16 protein-coding genes and 3 tRNA genes (1 of these 19 only partly in view) are annotated in these 18,241 nt (G+C 39.7%); 8 read left to right on the forward strand and 11 right to left on the reverse strand.

The window, feature by feature from the left end; genetic code table 11:
• From obgE to LEP1GSC190_RS14290, 5 genes are all read left to right on the forward strand, one after another.
• A protein-coding gene (gene obgE, locus LEP1GSC190_RS14270) for a GTPase ObgE (RefSeq protein WP_002748732.1) crosses the window boundary here: on the forward strand, positions 1-542 show its 3' end. Its footprint begins 556 nt before the window's first position; 542 of the gene's 1,098 nt are visible here — the last part of the coding sequence; its start codon lies off the left edge, out of view; it ends in the stop codon at positions 540-542.
• Positions 543-801: 259 nt separating this feature from the next.
• On the forward strand, positions 802-1,668 hold the full coding sequence (gene proB / locus LEP1GSC190_RS14275) for a glutamate 5-kinase (protein ID WP_002748857.1): 867 nt from the start codon (positions 802-804) through the stop codon (positions 1,666-1,668).
• The gene (locus LEP1GSC190_RS14280) at positions 1,665-2,915 is read left to right on the forward strand and encodes a glutamate-5-semialdehyde dehydrogenase (RefSeq protein ID WP_002748829.1); all 1,251 of its coding nucleotides are present in this window, start codon (positions 1,665-1,667) and stop codon (positions 2,913-2,915) included. The genes proB and LEP1GSC190_RS14280 overlap by 4 nt, the downstream gene beginning before the upstream one ends.
• 3 nt (positions 2,916-2,918) lie before the next feature.
• Positions 2,919-3,509 (forward strand): nicotinate (nicotinamide) nucleotide adenylyltransferase, encoded by a 591-nt coding sequence (gene nadD / locus LEP1GSC190_RS14285; RefSeq protein WP_002748833.1) that lies wholly within the window; start codon positions 2,919-2,921, stop codon positions 3,507-3,509.
• 752 nt (positions 3,510-4,261) lie between these two features.
• Entirely contained in the window at positions 4,262-5,437 is a 1,176-nt protein-coding gene (locus LEP1GSC190_RS14290) for an Lcl C-terminal domain-containing protein (RefSeq protein WP_002748845.1), read from the forward strand.
• A gap of 202 nt (positions 5,438-5,639) precedes the next feature.
• Here the strand turns inward: LEP1GSC190_RS14290 and LEP1GSC190_RS14295 are convergent, their stop codons facing one another.
• Positions 5,640-6,560 (reverse strand): TIGR01777 family oxidoreductase, encoded by a 921-nt coding sequence (locus LEP1GSC190_RS14295; RefSeq protein ID WP_002748727.1) that lies wholly within the window; start codon positions 6,558-6,560, stop codon positions 5,640-5,642.
• Positions 6,561-6,649: 89 nt separating this feature from the next.
• On the opposite strand from LEP1GSC190_RS14295, the gene LEP1GSC190_RS14300 reads away from it, so the two are divergent.
• Positions 6,650-7,279 (forward strand): hypothetical protein, encoded by a 630-nt coding sequence (locus tag LEP1GSC190_RS14300; RefSeq protein ID WP_051066347.1) that lies wholly within the window; start codon positions 6,650-6,652, stop codon positions 7,277-7,279.
• Between the two features lie 43 nt (positions 7,280-7,322).
• Here the strand turns inward: LEP1GSC190_RS14300 and LEP1GSC190_RS14305 are convergent.
• The 8 genes from LEP1GSC190_RS14305 to LEP1GSC190_RS14340 form a co-directional block, all read right to left on the reverse strand.
• A tRNA-His gene (locus LEP1GSC190_RS14305) sits at positions 7,323-7,398 on the reverse strand.
• Between the two features lie 16 nt (positions 7,399-7,414).
• Positions 7,415-7,491: transfer RNA gene (locus tag LEP1GSC190_RS14310), tRNA-Arg, on the reverse strand.
• A 13-nt stretch (positions 7,492-7,504) separates the two neighbouring features.
• Positions 7,505-7,576: transfer RNA gene (locus LEP1GSC190_RS14315), tRNA-Pro, on the reverse strand.
• A gap of 35 nt (positions 7,577-7,611) precedes the next feature.
• Positions 7,612-8,304 (reverse strand): tetratricopeptide repeat protein, encoded by a 693-nt coding sequence (locus LEP1GSC190_RS14320; protein WP_002748840.1) that lies wholly within the window; start codon positions 8,302-8,304, stop codon positions 7,612-7,614.
• 211 nt (positions 8,305-8,515) lie between these two features.
• Entirely contained in the window at positions 8,516-9,268 is a 753-nt protein-coding gene (gene surE / locus LEP1GSC190_RS14325) for a 5'/3'-nucleotidase SurE (RefSeq protein ID WP_002748832.1), read from the reverse strand.
• A complete protein-coding gene (locus LEP1GSC190_RS14330) occupies positions 9,265-9,864 on the reverse strand; it encodes a hypothetical protein (protein ID WP_002748797.1) in 600 nt (199 codons plus the stop codon). The genes surE and LEP1GSC190_RS14330 overlap by 4 nt, the downstream gene beginning before the upstream one ends.
• A gap of 8 nt (positions 9,865-9,872) precedes the next feature.
• The gene (sppA, locus tag LEP1GSC190_RS14335) at positions 9,873-10,826 is read right to left on the reverse strand and encodes a signal peptide peptidase SppA (RefSeq protein ID WP_036034728.1); all 954 of its coding nucleotides are present in this window, start codon (positions 10,824-10,826) and stop codon (positions 9,873-9,875) included.
• Positions 10,827-10,858: 32 nt separating this feature from the next.
• Positions 10,859-11,167 carry a hypothetical protein gene (locus LEP1GSC190_RS14340; protein ID WP_237578307.1) on the reverse strand — a complete coding sequence of 103 codons (309 nt, stop codon included), beginning with the start codon at positions 11,165-11,167 and terminating at the stop codon, positions 10,859-10,861.
• 51 nt (positions 11,168-11,218) lie between these two features.
• On the opposite strand from LEP1GSC190_RS14340, the gene LEP1GSC190_RS14345 reads away from it, so the two are divergent.
• Complete coding sequence (locus tag LEP1GSC190_RS14345; RefSeq protein ID WP_036034679.1) at positions 11,219-14,332, forward strand: efflux RND transporter permease subunit; 3,114 nt, start codon at positions 11,219-11,221, stop codon at positions 14,330-14,332.
• A gap of 348 nt (positions 14,333-14,680) precedes the next feature.
• On the opposite strand, the gene LEP1GSC190_RS14350 is transcribed toward LEP1GSC190_RS14345, so the two are convergent.
• Complete coding sequence (locus LEP1GSC190_RS14350; protein ID WP_002748882.1) at positions 14,681-16,348, reverse strand: hypothetical protein; 1,668 nt, start codon at positions 16,346-16,348, stop codon at positions 14,681-14,683.
• Between the two features lie 413 nt (positions 16,349-16,761).
• Between LEP1GSC190_RS14350 and LEP1GSC190_RS14360 the strand changes: the two genes are divergently transcribed.
• The gene (locus LEP1GSC190_RS14360; protein ID WP_002748759.1) at positions 16,762-17,628 is read left to right on the forward strand and encodes an MBL fold metallo-hydrolase; all 867 of its coding nucleotides are present in this window, start codon (positions 16,762-16,764) and stop codon (positions 17,626-17,628) included.
• A gap of 6 nt (positions 17,629-17,634) precedes the next feature.
• Here LEP1GSC190_RS14360 and LEP1GSC190_RS14365 read toward each other — a convergent pair whose 3' ends face one another.
• Positions 17,635-18,042 carry a hemerythrin domain-containing protein gene (locus tag LEP1GSC190_RS14365; protein ID WP_002748812.1) on the reverse strand — a complete coding sequence of 136 codons (408 nt, stop codon included), beginning with the start codon at positions 18,040-18,042 and terminating at the stop codon, positions 17,635-17,637.
• Positions 18,043-18,241 lie beyond the last annotated feature (199 nt).

An 18,241-nucleotide genomic window follows, 5' to 3' on the forward strand; every position in this document is an offset into this window, starting at 1 on the left:
AAATAGCGGGTTATGCGTTCACGACCCTTTCTCCGAATCTCGGCGTTGTTAAACGAAGAGGCGATATCTTTCGTTTTACGATCGCGGACATCCCCGGTATTATCGAAGGCGCTAGTATGGGAATCGGACTCGGTCTTTCTTTTCTACGCCACATAGAACGAGTCAAAGGAATTCTATATCTTTTCGACGCTTCTTCTCTGGATATTGAGGAAGATTTGAAAATGCTTCGAAACGAGCTTTTCACATACAACCAGGAATTACTCAATCGACCTTATCTTATTGTACTAAATAAGATTGATATTTGGGATGATCCCGAATTTACGAAGGATATAATTTCCAAAATTACTCATCTTGGCAAAGTGATCGCCATCTCCGCGGATAAAGAGATAGATCTAGAAAAACTCTTGGAAGCGATGGACGAGACTTTTTTTAAGGATGAAATCGAAAAGGTCCTAAAATCAACCAAAGAATTAAAATCGGTCTCTTCAAACGAATCCGATATTTTAGATTCTTTCGGAAACTCGAAGGAAGTTAAAGAATGAAATCCTCAGTTTTAGAACATTTTTTTCTTTGGAGGTTGTTTCCAAGGCCTTAAAATGCGAAAAACCGTAACGGATGCTTAAGGCTCTGCCAAAGAGGCGTAATACTTTCTTGCATATTGTTACGAACTGTCAAATGTTTGTCGTCGATTTTTTTAAATTTTTGGGACAGACACTTGCGGTGCAGAAACAAGCTTCGTAAAAGTAGATTCAAAAAAACTTTTCCAACTAGAATCGACTTACAGGATACAACAGAACGAATATGGAACGAAATTCACTGTCAGAAAAAATCCACAGTGCAGAGACAATCGTCATCAAAGTAGGTTCCGCGAGGCTGTCCGGTCCCGAATCGGAAGTGAACGATTTTCTATTTCAATTGGTAAGCGACATTCGTCATCTCAGAGATCTCGATAAAAAAGTGATCCTAGTTTCCTCGGGTGCGATCGCAAGAGGAAAACTTTTGTTAAATGAACTCCCCTCTTCCGTCTCTTTTAGAGATTCCCTCTTCGAAAGACAAGCGTTAGCCGCCATGGGGCAGAACAGACTCATCAATCTTTACGACAGTTTTTTTTCCAAGGCGAACTTGAACATAGCCCAGATTCTTTTTGGCGTTCTGGATCTTGAATCCAAAGAAGGTTATAAAAATCTAAAGAACACGTTCACTCAACTTTTGGAATGGGGAATACTTCCTATTGTCAACGAGAACGACTCGGTCGCAACCGAAGAAGTGAAGTTTGGAGACAACGATATGCTTTCCGCACTTGTAAGTTTGATTGTAGGTGCGGATTTACTTCTCATTTTAACCGGAGTGGAGGGCTTTCTTAAAGAAGAGAAAGTAGTCCCTTTTTTGGAAAGAATTTCCAAAGACGATCTGAAGCTCGCGGGCGGCCCGAGCGGCCCCGGAACCGGTGGAATGTTCACCAAACTTAAATCAGCCAGTTTATTATCAGAAGCAGGAATACCGACCGCAATTTTAAACGGCAAGAAAATGCACGCGATCCGAGAATTTTTGGAAAAAAACTCGGCTGGAACTTTGATTGCGCCTTCCGGAAACCGAGTTTTTTCTGAGGAAGATGTGAAAGAAATCATTCGCAAAAATCGAAACGGCAACGGGGAAAATCATCTATGAAAGAAATCGAGTACGTTAAAGAACTTTCTTATCAAGCCAAAAAAGCTTCCAGAACTTTAAAATCATTCCCTTCATCCCAAAAAAATAAGGTTCTTTTGGGACTTGCAGACCTATTAGAAAAACGTAAATCGGAAATCCTTTCCGCAAACGAATCCGACCTAAAGAACGGCAAAGAAAAGAATCTCTCTTCCGCTTTGATGGACCGTCTTTTATTAAATGATAAACGAATTGCTTCCATGGCTTCCGCAGTTCGAGAAATCGTTTCATTTCCAGACCCCGTCGGAGAAGTTACGAGAGGTTTGACCCTTCCAAATGGTCTCGAACTTGTGACCAAAAGAGTTCCTCTCGGAGTCGTGATGGTCATCTACGAATCTCGTCCAAACGTAACGATCGACGTAGGTGCCCTTTCTTTCAAATCGGGAAACGCATGTATTCTCAGAGGGGGAAGCGAAGCGTTTCATTCCAACAAGATTTTAATAAAACTATTTCATGAAATTCTAAATAAAGAAGGAATCGATACAAGCACGATCACTTTCGTAGACAAAACGGATCGCTCCTTTATGCTTCCTTTCCTTCAACAAACTTCTTTGATCGACATAGTAGTTCCAAGAGGCGGAGAAGGTTTGATCAAATTTGTCTCAGAGCATTCTATGATTCCAGTCGTCAAACATGATAAAGGTGTTTGTAATCTCTATATTGATCAAGATGCTGATCCTGCAAAAGTGATTCCAATCGTAATCAACTCCAAGGCGCAAAGACCAGGAGTATGCAACGCTACGGAAAATTTAATACTTCACAACGGTTATCCATTTCGGAAAGAACTATTAGAAGCCCTAGCCAAAGAAGGTGTGGAACTATTACTTGATCCTTCCGCGCTCTCTCTATATCCGAAAGGAAAGCCGGCTAAAGAAGAAGACTACCAGGAAGAATTTTTGGATCTTCGTCTTTCGGTAAAAACGGTTTCCAGTTTGGAAGAAGCGTTAGCCTTTATCGAAAGAACTTCTTCAGGTCATACAGAAGCCATCATCACAGAAGATTTAAACACGGCTAAAATTTTCACCAATTCCTTAGATTCCGCCGCTTTATTTGTCAATTGCTCCACCCGTTTTCACGACGGCGCAGAATTCGGTCTCGGCGCCGAAGTGGGAATTTCCACCGGCAAGTTACACGTCCGTGGTCCTATGGGTTTGATCCACCTCACGACCACAACTACTTATGTAACCGGAAACGGACAAATCCGAAATTAACCCATGACCAAAGTCCTTACGGGAATTTTCGGAGGTAGTTTCGATCCTCCTCACGAAGGACATTCAGGAATTTTAAAGTCTTTTTTTCAGGAAGTCCCGGACTGTGAGGAAGTTTTTCTGATTCCAAACCGACAAAACCCTCTCAAAGGAGAAAAGTTTTCTTCTCCCGAAAACATATTAGAAATGTTGAATTTATTTGTCTCCGAGTTTTCGGAACCGATTCGAATTTTGGATCTGGAATTGAATCATCCGGGTCCGAGTTATACGATTGAAACGATTCAAAAACTCAAAATTCTCTATCCGAATCGAGAGTTTGTTCTTTTAATCGGAGAGGATAATTATTCTAATTTTCACGAATGGAGGAATTATAAAAAAATTTTGGATGAAGTTCGAAAAGTTTTCGTCTTTCGAAGATTCTCGGAAGTAGTTCCTCAAAATTCAAAACTTTTCCCTCAATTTCAATTTTTGAAAAACCCTTTAATTCCAGTGAGTTCCACGGATTTAAGGCAATCGTTCTTTCGATCCACAATTCCGAACCGAATTCCAAAAAAAATCTTGGATTATATTCTAAAAAACTCACTTTATTTAGAATAAAGTGAGTTATGAGATAAAAAATCAGAGATTCTCTCAAGTGCAGGAATTCCCGCGAAATGAAAGCTGTTAGCACTTTCCTAACTACGAGGAAGCTTTATTGCGAAAAAATCGTCTAAAACCGTAAAAAGACATAAAAGGAGATCTAAAGTGTGAAAACTCTCTATTACTTTGAACGCTAAAGATCAGAAGAATATGTAACGGTAATGCTATTGAAATATGGAAATTCCCACATCTTACTTGCAAAAACTAGAAAAGTACCTGTCAAACTCACTTAAAACCAAATAACATCTGCCAAAATTAAATATGAAAATACCAAAAGCCTATCCAAAACCGAAACGAATTCAGTTTGTAAATCATTCAGTCAGTTCGTAACAAAACATGGGAACTCTAATAAATTACGTCTCTTTGGGAATTTTATGACCTTTGAACAAATTTTATTTTTGTTCAATTTCTGTAGTAGTTTCCACATTTAAATCTTTGTACAAACTCTAAATCATTAATGTAAAATAACTTTTGAAAAAATCTGTTGGAATGATTCTCAAAAAATACATTCATAATATAATTTGACCGTTCTAGTTTTAAATTTAACTTTATAAAAACTCAATTTAAGAATAACATACCATTCTGGTTCGTATTTTTTATAAAACCTGGAATTAGGTCTTTAAATAAATCGTTCATGTGATAAAATGAACTCTTTTGGCGAACTTCTTTTTGTTAGGAATTAAAAATACCGAGGGTAAAGTACAAATCAAATGCGTAGATATATCATATCTTTTTTTATTCTTTCTCTCTTTTTTTGTGCAAAACTTCCAAACAAACCGGACCCTCCTTATGTTATACTCCAATATTTGCAAAAATTAAATTCTAATACTGAACAAGAACAAACAAACAATTCGGCGAATACTTCTCAATGTCAGAACGGACCTACAAATTTTACTCCAGGTGCCGTTTTTGATACGGGGCAGACAATTTGCTGGGATAATGTGGGAACTGTCGTTGCATGTCCGGGAACCGGTAGTGATGGAGAATTTAGCAATACTCCAAACGCACGCACTTTTTCCGCTCCAACCCCACACTGTGAATTTACTTCGGATTATACTACATTAGATACTCTACACGGGCTTACTTGGAAAACTTGTGCTCAGGGTCAAACCGGCTCGAATTGCTCCGGGGGAGCAACCATGATTAATTGGACCGACGCAAACGCCGGATTAGCAGGAAGTTGTACAACCTTAAACGGACTCAACAACGGTCAAGGATATGCGAGAAAAACGAATTGGAGAATCCCTACAGTCAAAGAATTAGCCTCTCTGATTCATTATTCGAACAATCCGCATATAAACAACACCTCGTTTCCAAATACATTTTCAGGAACCAAATATATGACAAATACGGCCGACACTACAACACCCGGTTCCAATTGGGCGATCAACTTTTCGGCCGCGCTTTTGGGGATTTCAAATGAGCCACAAGGAAATACCATCAATCTTCGCTGCGTTTCTGGAAATCCGATTCCAGCGTTCTCCTTTGTTGATAATGGAAACGGGACTGTCACCGACCAAAATACGGGACTTCTTTGGTCTCAATGTTCGGAAGGACAGGGCGGCGTAGGATGTCCGGGTGCATCTTTGGATTTGGATTGGAATGCGGCTCTAAATGCGTGCAATGTTTTAAATTTAGCAGGAAGGACAAACTGGAGATTACCGAACGCCAACGAACTTTTGAGCATCGTCGATTTCAATAATAACAACCCTGCTACCAACGCTGTTTCCTTCCCAAATACTCCAAACTCTAGCTATTGGACATCGACAACCTATGAAAACAATACTTTTTTCGCAGTCGTTATCTCTTTCGTGACCGGTTCCTTACGTATGGATCTAAATGACAAACTCCAGGCACTCAAAGTTCGTTGTGTTACAACATTTTGATACGAAAAAATCAGATCTTACCGATCAATTTTAAATTTCAGCAAGAGTCCTATCCAAAAAGCTTCCGAATAGGAACTCCGGTAATTTTTTAAACGACAGGAAAAAGCAGTACATAACGCCAATACAATGGAACTCTGTATTTTTTAGAAACTTACCGAGAACACTCTAGAGATATTTGGAACAAGCTCTAAATTTTAGAAAATTACGAACTTGAGATCAAGAGGTTCTGCAATGCAGTGTCAAGCCTTGGGTATAAAAAAGAAAATCCGGATTTTTGTAATCTTTCCGGTATCACTTTCTGGCCTTTTAAGATTGCGTCCGCGCCGTCTTGATAAAGGACTTTTAAAATTGTCGCCGGAACTCTAAAAAATGCGGGACGTTTCAGTGTATGTGCAAGTGTTTTCGAAAAGATCTCGTTACTTATCGGATTTGGAGCTACTAAATTGAATGCTCCTGAAAGATTAGAATTTTCTAATAAATAAACAATTGCACCTACCATATCTTCGATATGGATCCAACTAAAGACTTGCCTTCCGGAACCTATCGGTCCTCCCAAACCCAATCGAAAAGGAAAAAGCATACTTTTGAGAGCTCCTCCGTAAAGACTTAAAACAACGCCGATTCTAATTCGGACTAACCTTATCCCAAGTTTTGAAAGTGGCTCGGAAGCAGTTTCCCAATCAACGCATAACGATGCGAGGTAATCCGTACCAGGAGCGGAATCTTCTGAGAAATTCACCGTACCACTTTCAAAAAAACCGTAATATCCGATAGCAGATCCTTGGATGAAAACTTTTGGCGGAGTTCCCGCAATTCTAGAAATAGAAGAAACCAAATTTTCAGTATAATTCACTCTGGAAGAACGAATTTCCTCTTTCACTTTCTCAGTCCACCTAACTCCTACAATAGGAGCTCCGGCAAGATTTACAATGCCATCTAACCCTTCCAGATGCTCCGGTTTTGGATAATCTCCCCCCACAATTTCCAAATTTTTCCTATCTCGGAAAAATACAGGAATATCAGAAGACCGGCTAAAAATTCTTACAAAATGCCCCGCCTTAAGCAATCGAAGCGCAAGAGTTCTTCCTATCAACCCGGTCCCACCCGCAATTCCTATATTCATCATTTATCACCTTTTTATTTTTGTTTGAAAGATTCAAAAAACCAGAATCCTGATTGTCCCAAAGTGCGAGTTCTCACATTTTTGATTCTATGATTCCCAAAAGTCTACTCTCGAAGATTTTAATCCCAATTTTCCCAATCGCAATCATAATCGGAAATCTTTACCTTTTCAATACTACAAAAGATAAAATCGAAGCATTTATGATCCAGCCTCCATTTTTATCTTTCGATTTTACAAATTCCTATCTTTCCAACAAAGACTCAAGGATCAGTTATCTTTTGGATCGAAATCCTTATACAACATGGACGAAACTTCGCCATTCAAATAGAATGGAAGATTTCTTATTAGAATTAAGACAAACACATCATCTTAAAGAAAATAAACCTGAAATCTCAAAATGGAAAACCCTTCATGTTGTAGGTTGCAAACAAACTTTAGAAAAATTAAAACTCGATTTGATTCTGAGAGAATCCATCGATATGGACAAAGAGCTTAGAATGCCCAAGGATAGAATTTTAGGCGAAAAAGTTTTGAACTTTTCAAAATCTAAACATTTTAAAATCCCATTAGAACCCTATTATCAACCAGAAATAAGTTTTAAGTTCCCGCAGAAAATGTTTATTTGGATGGTTAATGGAACCTGGATCACAGAAAACCAGAACCATCTAAATGAAAAAAAAGGATTTTGCTTGGAAGATATATGGCTGAGCGAGGACTAACCCACACAATTTCGTAAAAAGCGACCGGAGTTCCCACAAACACTGGGGAGAACGACGGGAATCGAACCCGCGACGGCCAGTACCACAAACTGGAGCTCTACCAACTGAGCTACGTTCTCCGTCTCTGTTTTATCCTGGTGACCCGAGAGGGATTCGAACCCCCGACCCACTGCTTAGAAGGCAGTTGCTCTATCCAACTGAGCTACCGAGTCTTGAGGATTAAAATCGGGATGATAGGATTTGAACCTACGACCCTCTGCTCCCAAGGCAGATGCGCTACCCCTGCGCTACATCCCGTTTTCGACTCCATGTTTTTAAAAACGGTCTCACTGTCAAGTAGAGTCTTCCACTTTTTCAATATGCCGTAAGATCTCAGGATGTGTAGGAGCTTTCAAAAGGGCTTTTTTAAAAGCCAAAATCGCTTCTTCTTTTTTACCACTTTTGTAGAGAAGCACGCCGAATGAATCCAAATATGCGGGATTTTCAGGTTCTCCTTTAAGAACTGATTTTAAACAATCAGCGGCCAATTTCCATTCTTCTGGACTCGGATCTCTTTGATTCAAAAGCAGATAACCGAGAGAATTTAAACTGTTCTTATAATCGGGATGTAATTTAAGAATCCTTTTATGAATATCGATTGCGTCTTCTATACGACCGGACTTTTCCAGAGCAAAAGCCTTCATGGAAAGAATTTTCAAATCGTCCACTTGAATCTTGAGGCGTTCCTCACATTTTTCCAATGCTTTAGTATATTCTTTATTTTGAATCAAAGCATACACAATCATAAGAATTGAATTTTCCCGCTCACCGAATCTGGGAAATTTTTCAAGAAGTTCCTCCAAAATGGAAATACATTTCTTATGATTATTGGTCCTAGTACAACATATAGCAAAATTATAATATAATTCCGGATCTTCAATACCGGAGGAAATTTCACGATCAATCAGTGTAAGAGCAAAAAGAAAATTCCCCTTATCAATTTCCTGAAGAATCCTCCTTTTAGATTTTTTGCTTTTATCCGACATTCTTATAATTTATCCAAAAATTGATCTTAGAATCCATGGGAGAAATCAGCTACAATCATCCGATAAGTTTATAATACAACGTAGGATTCTAAAGTTTTGAAAAAGACTCCGAATCAAAAATCTTTCAACTTTTCCCCTGAAGGACTACCCTTTCTTAAAATAGATTTCCACTCTTTTAACTTTGAGAATCCACTCCGGTTTTTTTGAGGTTCTAAGACAAACTCTTGCTTAAAGTATTCGAAAGTTCGTGTACAAGCGAAAGATCCGTTTGATCGAGAGACAAAGGAGTTAAGGAAATTTTTCCGGAGAAAAAAGCGGTAAAGTCAGTCCCTTCTTCCGTGGCATGTCCCAATTCGGAACCACCGAGATAAAAATCGGCAATACCTCCGATGATATTCTTCTTAGAATAAGTGTCCTCGTATGTACGCTTTCCAAGTCTGGTAATCCTAAGATTTTCCATCGAAGAGACGAAGTCGAACGGAATATTCATGTTGTAGACGATTCCTACCTTTAAAAGAGAGGAATACTCATTGATAAAATCTCGAACGAATTCAGCTTCTCGAATATAATCGTAATCTTTAGTAACATTTCCGGAACTCACAGCCAAAGAAAGTCGGCTGTGAACCGCTCCATGTCTCGCCGCTCCGACCGTTCCCGAGTAATGAATATCGTGGCCCATATTCACACCTCGATTGATTCCGGATAATACAAAATCTATCTTCGGAAAAATATCTCCGTGTAAACCTATGTTCACACAATCCGCAGGATATCCGTCCACGATATAATGATTGTCATTGATTCGTTCCACTCTCATCGAATCGTAAATCGACAATGCCATAGAAGTTGCAGATCTTTCTCTCAAAGGAGCGATTAGGAACGTATCGTGTTCCTTCTGAAGGATAGCCTCCAAAGCTTTGATCCCTGAAGAAGCAATTCCATCGTCGTTTGTAATTAAAATATTCATAAGACCAAATGAAGAATGGAACCGGAAATATAAAAATAGAATACGAAAGGGAAAATACCCGAAATCAAAACGGCAGTTAAAGAAAAACGGACCGCATCCGAAATTTTTAAATCATAAATAAACTGAATCCCTTTTGAAACAACCGCAACATAATAACCGATCAAAAAAAGAAGAATCGAAAAATAACCGATTCCTCCGGTCAGGCCAACCTCGTGGAATAAAATGGAAATAGGAGTAAAAAAAATAAAAACCGTCATTCCAAAACGACATAGATTGTAAGAATAATGAACGTTACCCGTTCTCTGTTTTCTCTGCGCGTAAAAATCAATCACAGCCCCTAAGATCATGGGAAGAATGGAAATCATGGATAGGTTTGCAAAAAACGCAAGTCCGATCATTCCCATAGAATTACCCGTGTAAGGAGGAGAAAGATAAGTAGCACCGACGGAGATACTCAACGCACTCGGAATTAATACGATCCAAGAATAAAAATTCAAATTTTTTTCGGAAAGATTCGCGAGTGCCGTTTCCAATCGAATCGGCTCATAAATAGCGGCTTCTAACAATCCTAGTATAGAATTAAATAAATCTTTCAATGAGATCCCTACCTGATAGCCTGAGGAAGAATTACGAGTACGGGTGAATTTTTAAATTCTCTGAAGAAAATTTTTTCGCTCGAAAAAGAATTCATCTTGGATCCTAACATCATAAACAATCTGTCAAACGGAGACTCGTCCTCTTCATAAAGAGGAATCTCTCCGTCGTACTGACAGAGCCTGGACAATTCCTCCAAGGCTTCCTTTCTTCCGCCGATTTCGTCCACGAGTTTATTTCTAAACGCGTCTTGTCCGGAATAGATTCTTCCTTCCGCTAAGTTTTGAACCGACTTCACGGTTTGGTTTCTTCCTTTCGCAACGTCTTGAATGAATTCATTATACGTATCGGAAAGCATTTTCTGAATCATCTCGTCTTCTTCCGGCGTGGAGTCTCGAAATAAAGATAAGGAATCCTTATACTTTCCTTCCTTATACGTCCTCACCTTCACTCCATAACGATCCAAAAGCCCTTTGATATTCGGAGCCATCGCAATTACCCCTATCGATCCTGTGATCGTCCCGGAGAGAGCAAAAATTTTATCTGCCGAAGAAGCGATATAATATCCTCCGGAAGCGGCCATATCTTTCATGGACACTACGATCTTCCTTGTTTTTCGTAGTCGCATCAACTCGTTATAAACTTCCTGCGAGGCACCGACGGTTCCTCCAGGCGAGTTTATTTCGATTAAGATTCCTTTAATATTCGGGTTTTGTTCTATATCTCTCAACTTTTGAAGAATACTTTCGGACCCTGTAGATTCAAAGGTAGAATGTCCTGAATGAATCTCGCCTTCGACCTTGATCAGCGCCGCACCAATCGGGGCCGTACGGAAAAAGGTTCCTCCTGTGACTCGAGAATATTTCGAAGTCGTAGTCGATAAAGAGATATTCACAAGTCCGATCAATACGGACAAAGTGGCTAATACGAATGTAATTGCTAATGCTAAACGGTTTCTTTCCACTCTTGAAATCAGATTCTTCCCTCTAAGTGGTGTCAAATGAAATAAGAAAGTATTAGGAATAGTATCCGTAAGCGCAAAGAGTAATAATCGTGCTTTTTAGAAGAAGTTTCCACATTTCTGAACCAGGTAAGAACTGCAAATACTTCGAATTTTACGGGAACTTCCACATTTTTCGAATCACAAACAAATGGGTTTTGAATCTGATTGAATTTTATAGGAGAATCCGCCTTTCTTTGGAGTTGTAACCTTCTATATGACATAAGGTTCCGATACAAACCTCCAGTTTTTTCCCGCAAAGTTCCGGTCTTCCAAATCCCATTTCTTTCTATGGGATTTTCCAATTTGACAGTAAGGCAAATCTACTATAAAGCCGACCAATTAATCAGAAGAATATGGGATCACTTATAGAATCTTTTATCAGAAACCGCCTGTTCATGTATTTGGGAATGGTCTTTATCCTTGTATCGGGAATCGTTTCTCTTCTAGGTTTACGAAGAGACGCATTCCCTAACGTGGACATGAAACAAATGGTCATTTCCACAAAATTTCCAGGAGCCTCTCCCGCGGACGTAGAACTCAGAATTACTTATCCCATAGAAGAAAAACTCAAAGAAATTGACGGAATCGACGAAATTCGCTCTTTTTCTCGCAACTCTGTTTCGGACATAGACGTCCGGGTAAATTTGGAAGAAAAAGATCCCGAAAAAGTTTTAAATGAAATCCGAAGAGCCGTGGACAATGCTATGTCCGAATTTCCGGCCCAAGTCACCGAAAAACCGAAAATGACAGAACGTAAATCGGGATCGTTTCCAATACTTGAATTCTCGATTTTCGGAGGAAAGGACGAAATCGAACTCCATACGACCGCCGAATTTATAGAACGGGAAATAGAAAAAATTCAAGGCGTAGCAAGGGTGGACGTTTTCGGAAAAAGAGATAGAGAATGGCATATTTTAGTAAACGCTAATAAACTAAAGCAATATTCTTTAGATTTAAACGATATCATCAGCACAATTCGCAACAGAAATATCAACATCCCCGCAGGTTCGGTGGATTCGGAAACCGCATTCGATTTAAGAATCGACGGAGAATTCAAAAATCCCTCTGAAATCGGCAAAATTCCGGCTAGGACCAACGAGATTTTTTCGACGGTAAAACTCGGAGACATCGCGAAAGTGGAAGATACTTTCGAGTATCCAAGATTTCTTGCAATCGCAAACGGAAAACAAGGATTAATTCTTTCGGTAATCAAAAAGGAAAGAGCAGACGCAATTGAGGTTGCGGATAACGTTCATTCCAAACTGCAAGAATTGTCTAAAACTTATCCCTCTGGTATGAAAACCTTCATACTGAACGACGAAGCCAAAAGAACGAAAAATCGCCTCAGCGTGGTTTCTTCCAACGCTTTGATCGGATTTACGATCGTCTTCGGAATTTTATTCTTATTTTTGGATTTTAGAACAGCGACCCTCACTTCTCTTTCTCTTCCGTTCTCAATGTTAATGACGTTTGCGGTTCTTCCACTTTTTGACGTTTCGTTTAACATGATTTCGATGATGGGTTTAATAATCTCGTTGGGAATGCTCGTCGATAACTCAATCGTAATCTCGGAAAATATATACACATATCTCTCGGAAAAGAACGATACCTTCACTGCATCATTACGCGGAACCGTAGAGATGGTTGTTCCGATTTTCGGATCTTATCTCACAACGGTAACAGCTTTTCTTCCGATGTTATTTATGACTGGTATCATGGGAAAATTTATCTGGGAAATTCCCTTAGTGGTGATCGTTGCACTTACTGCAAGTCTTATAGAATCTTTCTTATTCTTACCAGCAAGAATCGTGGCCTTTGCAAAAACTCCCGACCAGATGAAAATCAAAAGTCGATTCCGACTCACAATGGATTCCATCTTCCATTCGATCGAAACGAGTTTTTCAAAATTCGTTTCGTTTAACATCCAACACAAAAAGTCTTCGTTTGCAATCATACTGTTGTTGGTCTTCGGATCCTGCGGCGCCATGTCTCAGATGGACTTTATACTCTTTCCGAAAGAAGACATAGAGGTCATCATGATCAAAGCCGAGTTTTCTCCTACTTCCAGAATTTTCCAAACCAGAGAAAAAACGAAGTATATGGAAAATATCGTTCAAAAAATTCCAAAGGAAGAATTGGTCAGTTATTCCACAAAAATCGGAGTACAACAAACCGATCCGGACGATCCTTTATCACGTTTTGGCGAGAATCTCGCCGTAATTCTAATTTACCTGACTCCGGAAACAAAACGGAAAAGAAAAGCGTCCGAAATTCTTAGCTCTATTGAATCGGATCTCAGAAAAACCCCAGGAGTAAACGAAGTCTTTTTAGAAGAATTCGGAAACGCTCCCCCAATCGGAGCACCGATCACGATATCGATCCAAGGAAATGATTACGAAACCCTAAAGAAGATTTCGAACGAGTTGCAGGCGTTCTTAAAATCGATCCCCGGAGTCTTTTCCGTTCGAGACGACTATCGTTACGGTCGCAAACAAATGTACATCCAACTCGATAAAGGACTAGAAAGTTTTACGGGTATCTCCACATTATCCGCCGCAAACGGTTTGAGAACGGCTTACGACGGAGAAAGAGCAGGAACAGTCCGTAAGGGAAGAACAAAAATATATTTAAGAGTCCTCTACGACAAGGACTTTCGCAAAAATCCAAACGAAATCAAATCGATTCCTCTTAGAAACAAGGCGGGGAACATTACGAATCTTGCAAAGATTTCCAAAATGAATCTGATCGAATCTCCGGAACTTCTCGCGCATAAAGATTTTGATCGCGCCATCACAGTAAATGGAGACGTAAAGTTAGACGAAATAACGGCCCACGATGCAAACCAAAGAGTAGCGAACGAATTCAAACCTTTAATCGAACGACAGTATCCCGGAATATCTCTTACGTTCGGCGGAGAGGAAAAAGACACCCAAAGATCGATGACATCTCTTGCTAAAGCTGGTCTTATAGCAATCTTCGGTATCTTTGGAATTCTCGCGTTGACGATCAAAAGTTTTTGGAAACCGATATTGATCCTCAGTACAATTCCATTAGGAATTATCGGAATCGTGATCGGTTTTCCTCTTTCCGGAAAATCCATCAGCTTCTTGGCGATGATCGGAATCATAGGTTTAGCGGGAGTTCTCGTAAACGCATCCATCGTCCTCGTAGATTGTATCGACTCGATTAGAAAAGATTCCAAAGCAAGTATGGACGAGATCCTGATCGAAGCGAGCCAAAGAAGATTCAGACCGATTCTTTTAACGACTCTTACTACGGTTGCAGGTTTATTACCAACCGCATACAGTCTCGGGGGCTCAGATCCGGTTCTGATTCCGATGACATTAGCCTTAGGTTGGGGATTGGGCTTTGGAACGTTAGGAAGTCTTTTCTACGTTCCTGTCACATTATCCGTGTTTAACGATCTTATGATAAAATTTGGCAAAAAGAAAACCAAAAAGAAGTAAAACTTTAACTGAATATCAATATCAAACTCAATCGGGCTAAGGGAAAAACTTTTTCGGATTCAAGATCTATTAGAGGAAAAGATCCTCAGGAAACAAAGATAAACTACTACAACCGATCGTACAGGAGATATCATCCCAAAAACATAAACACGTATCAATCACGTAGGAAAGACTTCGATAACGCCAGATTTTCCTATCCCTCACCCTCAAGACATTTAATCGAAAGTTTTACTCTCAATCAGGTGTACACTTTTTTCTGCACTCGAAATGAAAATGTAGAGATTGGATTGTTTTTGAAACTCTACGACCAATCCCCACTTCATCAGCTAACAATCCGCTCGATTTGGATCAATAATCTTGTCTGTAAATCGCTCCACCGGAAACATTTTCCGGAGAGGAAGTGCCGGTCCAAAAGTTTGCTTGGAACTGAAGATAAACCGTTCTTGAGTCGCGGTTATCCGTAGTATTCCAAAAATAGTGCTTAGCCGTATTTGTATGAATAACTTGATAAAAAAGTTGAACCTTATAGAGATGATAATCTCCCATCAAGTTGATTCCTGCCCAGTAGATGTAATAGGCTTCTCCTGGTTCGAACATTTGACTCTGATTCCAATCTCCTTTCAGAAACTCGGTCTTGAAAACGGGCATGATATATTTCGAATCGTAGAGATGAAAATTATAACCGATCGTACCGTGATAACTCATCACTTGGTTGGCCGCAGAACCAGAAAATTTACTCCAAGCTCCACTCAAATAAAAACCCTTCCAAGTAAAAGTCATATCGTATGTATGACCGACGATTCCGAAATTTGGACGCCCCGGAGTCGTGATCGTTCTGTCCGCAAGATAATCAGATTTAAGTCCCGTGGGATCGATTCCTCCGGTAGGAGTCGTTTGTTGAATCGCCAATCTCGTCGGAGTTTGATCCTTAAGAAGAAACTCAACTGGAACCGGCTGAGAAGTTTTGAGTTGAGTCGTCTGAGCCACTGCCGCCCCGAAAGATAATTTCGCATCTTCTTGAAAGATCTCGTCTCCTTCCACCCAACCGATATCATTTCCCCTTTTTATAAGACCTCCCAAGGCATTGTATTGTACTCTTCCGTAATAAATCGGAGCAAGCAATTGAGGAAGGTTCTGGCGTGCGGCCGTGTTATCCTGCCTTCTACCGTAACCGTAATCCCCTCCGCCACCGTGACCATTTCCAACAAAACCGTGAAGGGACAAATATCGTGTATATTTTTTATCGATCGCTTCAAGAGGATGAATTGCAATCATCGCACCTGTATCAAACTGAGGAAGCATGTTGGTGACAATTGATCTTTCCAAGGAAATGAAATTTGCAGAACTTTGAATATACTCTCTGTTAAACGGAACGTTAATTTGCCCTAAAGTAATACGAGAGCTGAGAATCGGAATGTTCGCCCAAATCACAGCCTCATGGATCAAACCTCGAGCATCGTTCAACGTGACGTCTTGAACGTCTCCCGTAGTTTTATTTTTTGTGATTCTTAAAAACTGGCTATTGAGAGCGTTTTCCAAACGAAGCTGAGTCGCAAAACCCCACCATTTTGCTCCTTGATAAAAGAAACCAAGACGGAGTCGCCTAAAATTCGCGTCTACAGCATGAAAGTTCTCGTTCCCAGAAAAAGCAGATTGACGATCCCCACTGACGCCGCGGAACTGAGTTCTTGCCGCAATTACGAGTTTCTCTTCATTGATATTTTCAGGTCTGTGTTTGAAATGATTGGGAAGTTGCATATCCTTACGTTCTGGATAATTATTCTCTTTCCCTAAAGAATCGATTTTAGTTCGGTTCGGGCCCGGTTTTGTATAAATCAAACCGGTATCATTGTCTTCATAAAACTCTTTTTTCGGTTTTTCAGGAGGTTTAGAATCTACACCGGTAGGTTTTTCTTGAGCGAATAACCCGGTTTCAATGGATAAAATTAAACCAAAAATCTGAAAACCGATTTGTAACTTTCTACTTCTTTTATTACATTTTTTTTGCTTTTCCATTTCAAGATGTCGGTTAACGACCTTTTCCCCTTCTCTGCTTGAGCTTTTGTAATTCCACCGAAATCTATATTTCATTTGCATTACAATCAGATGAGGGAATTGTTTCAATTCAATTACAATCTCGCGATCTTCATAACGTAGCCAAGGCCTAACTAAATGCAAATATCGGAATATTTTTCGAACGCGCAAAACGATCTCGATCTCAATGTCTCTACAGCTCGGTCGAACCGCGAAGCGAAAGTATCAATTGAACAGACGCGAAAAGAAATCTTTTAAAATCTAAGGGAAAAGAAAATTCAAAAAATTATTTCTAAACTAGACAAATTCGGGCAAAAATAAGCTGATTTGGGAACTATCTTTCTATAATCCCTCTCCGTCCAAAACGGAATCAATCCTTTCGGCGTCTAAAGAGCGTGGCAAACCAGCTGAAAAAACGCCAAGAGAATCAAGAAGGCAATTTCTACGTGGATTCCACCTGCATCGACTGCGAAACGTGCAGAATCATCGCACCATCTACGTTCTCCGAAAAAAACGGAGGTTCTTACGTTAGGAAACAACCGGAAACGGAATCTGAAAAAATCGAAGCACTTCGCGCTTTGCTTTCTTGTCCGACAACTTCTATCGGAACCGAGGACAGAATGGATCTAAAAGAAGCGAAGGAAACGTTTCCTTCCAAAATTGAAGCAAATGTATATTATTGCGGTTATCATTCAAAGGATTCTTTCGGAGCATTTTCATATCTTATCCTTAGGGAAGATGGAAACATTCTCGTGGATTCTCCCCGATTCGTACCTTCTCTTGCAAATAAGATAGAATCTTTGGGAGGAATCCGTTATCATTTTTTAACCCATCAAGACGATGTCGCCGATCATCAAAAATTTAGGGAACGATTTGGGTGTAATCGAATCATCCACGAATATGATCGAAGTTCGATTCCTTCTCCGGAAATTGTCCTAAAGGGCGAAACAGTATTCAAACTCGGAAATGATGTCAAAATCATTCCCACTCCGGGACACACAAAAGGACACTCCGTATTATTATTAGAAGATCGGTTTCTTTTTACGGGAGATCATCTCGCCTATGATCCGCAAAAAGACCGCCTGATTGCGTTCAAGGGAGTTTGTTGGTATTCTTGGTCAGAACAAATCAATTCCATGAAAAAGCTGAAAGATTATCCTTTCGAATGGATTTTACCAGGGCACGGATATCCGATAAAAAAGGAATACAAAACGATGCAAAATCTTTTAAAGGAATGTATTTCCTGGATGGAAAAACGTTAAGCGACTTTAAAGAAGAACATAAATTTCATTTTCTTCTTTTCGAAACTTATCCCTCAAATTGAAAATCAACTCCTCCGTTTCTTCCCGAAACTGGCTTTCGTTTTTTAAAATGGAGGAAGGGAGTAACCAGTTGGAATAGTACTTTTTAAAAGAATTTTTTAGGTCGACGGAGCGGCTTCTGAAATTTTCCGCAAGAGAGGAAATATTTTCAATCTGTAGGCTTTTGATTTTGGGGTAGATCAAATTCTCTTCCAAATTGAGATGAAGCTTCAATCTCGCAGAAAAACTTGCAAGCTCGTGCAAAAGCTCATCCATACCTTCGGAAATTTCCCCTTCCCTAAGAAGTCTTTTTTCAATATCGTTCAGCAGTTTTTGAATTTCGGTGTACTGAACCTTATAAAACTCTATGTTCAAAACCTTTATCCTTGTATTTAAGCCTGCCTCAAGACCTTAATATAAACCGGTTGCAATCATCCAAGCAAGCTTATAACAAAACCTGGGAGTTCCCATATCCTAAAGTCCTAGGAAAGGCTTTTAATGAATCTTTTTCTACAACTCGTTCAAAATAAGCCGAAAAGATAAAAACCTTAATTCCAGAAAGTAAAAAACTCTT

The organism is Leptospira mayottensis 200901116, assembly GCF_000306675.2.
Taxonomy (GTDB): domain Bacteria; phylum Spirochaetota; class Leptospiria; order Leptospirales; family Leptospiraceae; genus Leptospira; species Leptospira mayottensis.

Coding starts and splice junctions, on each gene's coding strand:
- proB (WP_002748857.1), top strand. CDS start 802: ATGGAACGAAATTCACTGTCAGAAAAAATCCACAGTGCAGAGACAATC.
- LEP1GSC190_RS14280 (WP_002748829.1), top strand. CDS start 1,665: ATGAAAGAAATCGAGTACGTTAAAGAACTTTCTTATCAAGCCAAAAAA.
- nadD (WP_002748833.1), top strand. CDS start 2,919: ATGACCAAAGTCCTTACGGGAATTTTCGGAGGTAGTTTCGATCCTCCT.
- LEP1GSC190_RS14290 (WP_002748845.1), top strand. CDS start 4,262: ATGCGTAGATATATCATATCTTTTTTTATTCTTTCTCTCTTTTTTTGT.
- LEP1GSC190_RS14295 (WP_002748727.1), bottom strand. CDS start 6,560: ATGAATATAGGAATTGCGGGTGGGACCGGGTTGATAGGAAGAACTCTT.
- LEP1GSC190_RS14300 (WP_051066347.1), top strand. CDS start 6,650: ATGATTCCCAAAAGTCTACTCTCGAAGATTTTAATCCCAATTTTCCCA.
- LEP1GSC190_RS14320 (WP_002748840.1), bottom strand. CDS start 8,304: ATGTCGGATAAAAGCAAAAAATCTAAAAGGAGGATTCTTCAGGAAATT.
- surE (WP_002748832.1), bottom strand. CDS start 9,268: ATGAATATTTTAATTACAAACGACGATGGAATTGCTTCTTCAGGGATC.
- LEP1GSC190_RS14345 (WP_036034679.1), top strand. CDS start 11,219: ATGGGATCACTTATAGAATCTTTTATCAGAAACCGCCTGTTCATGTAT.
- LEP1GSC190_RS14350 (WP_002748882.1), bottom strand. CDS start 16,348: ATGGAAAAGCAAAAAAAATGTAATAAAAGAAGTAGAAAGTTACAAATC.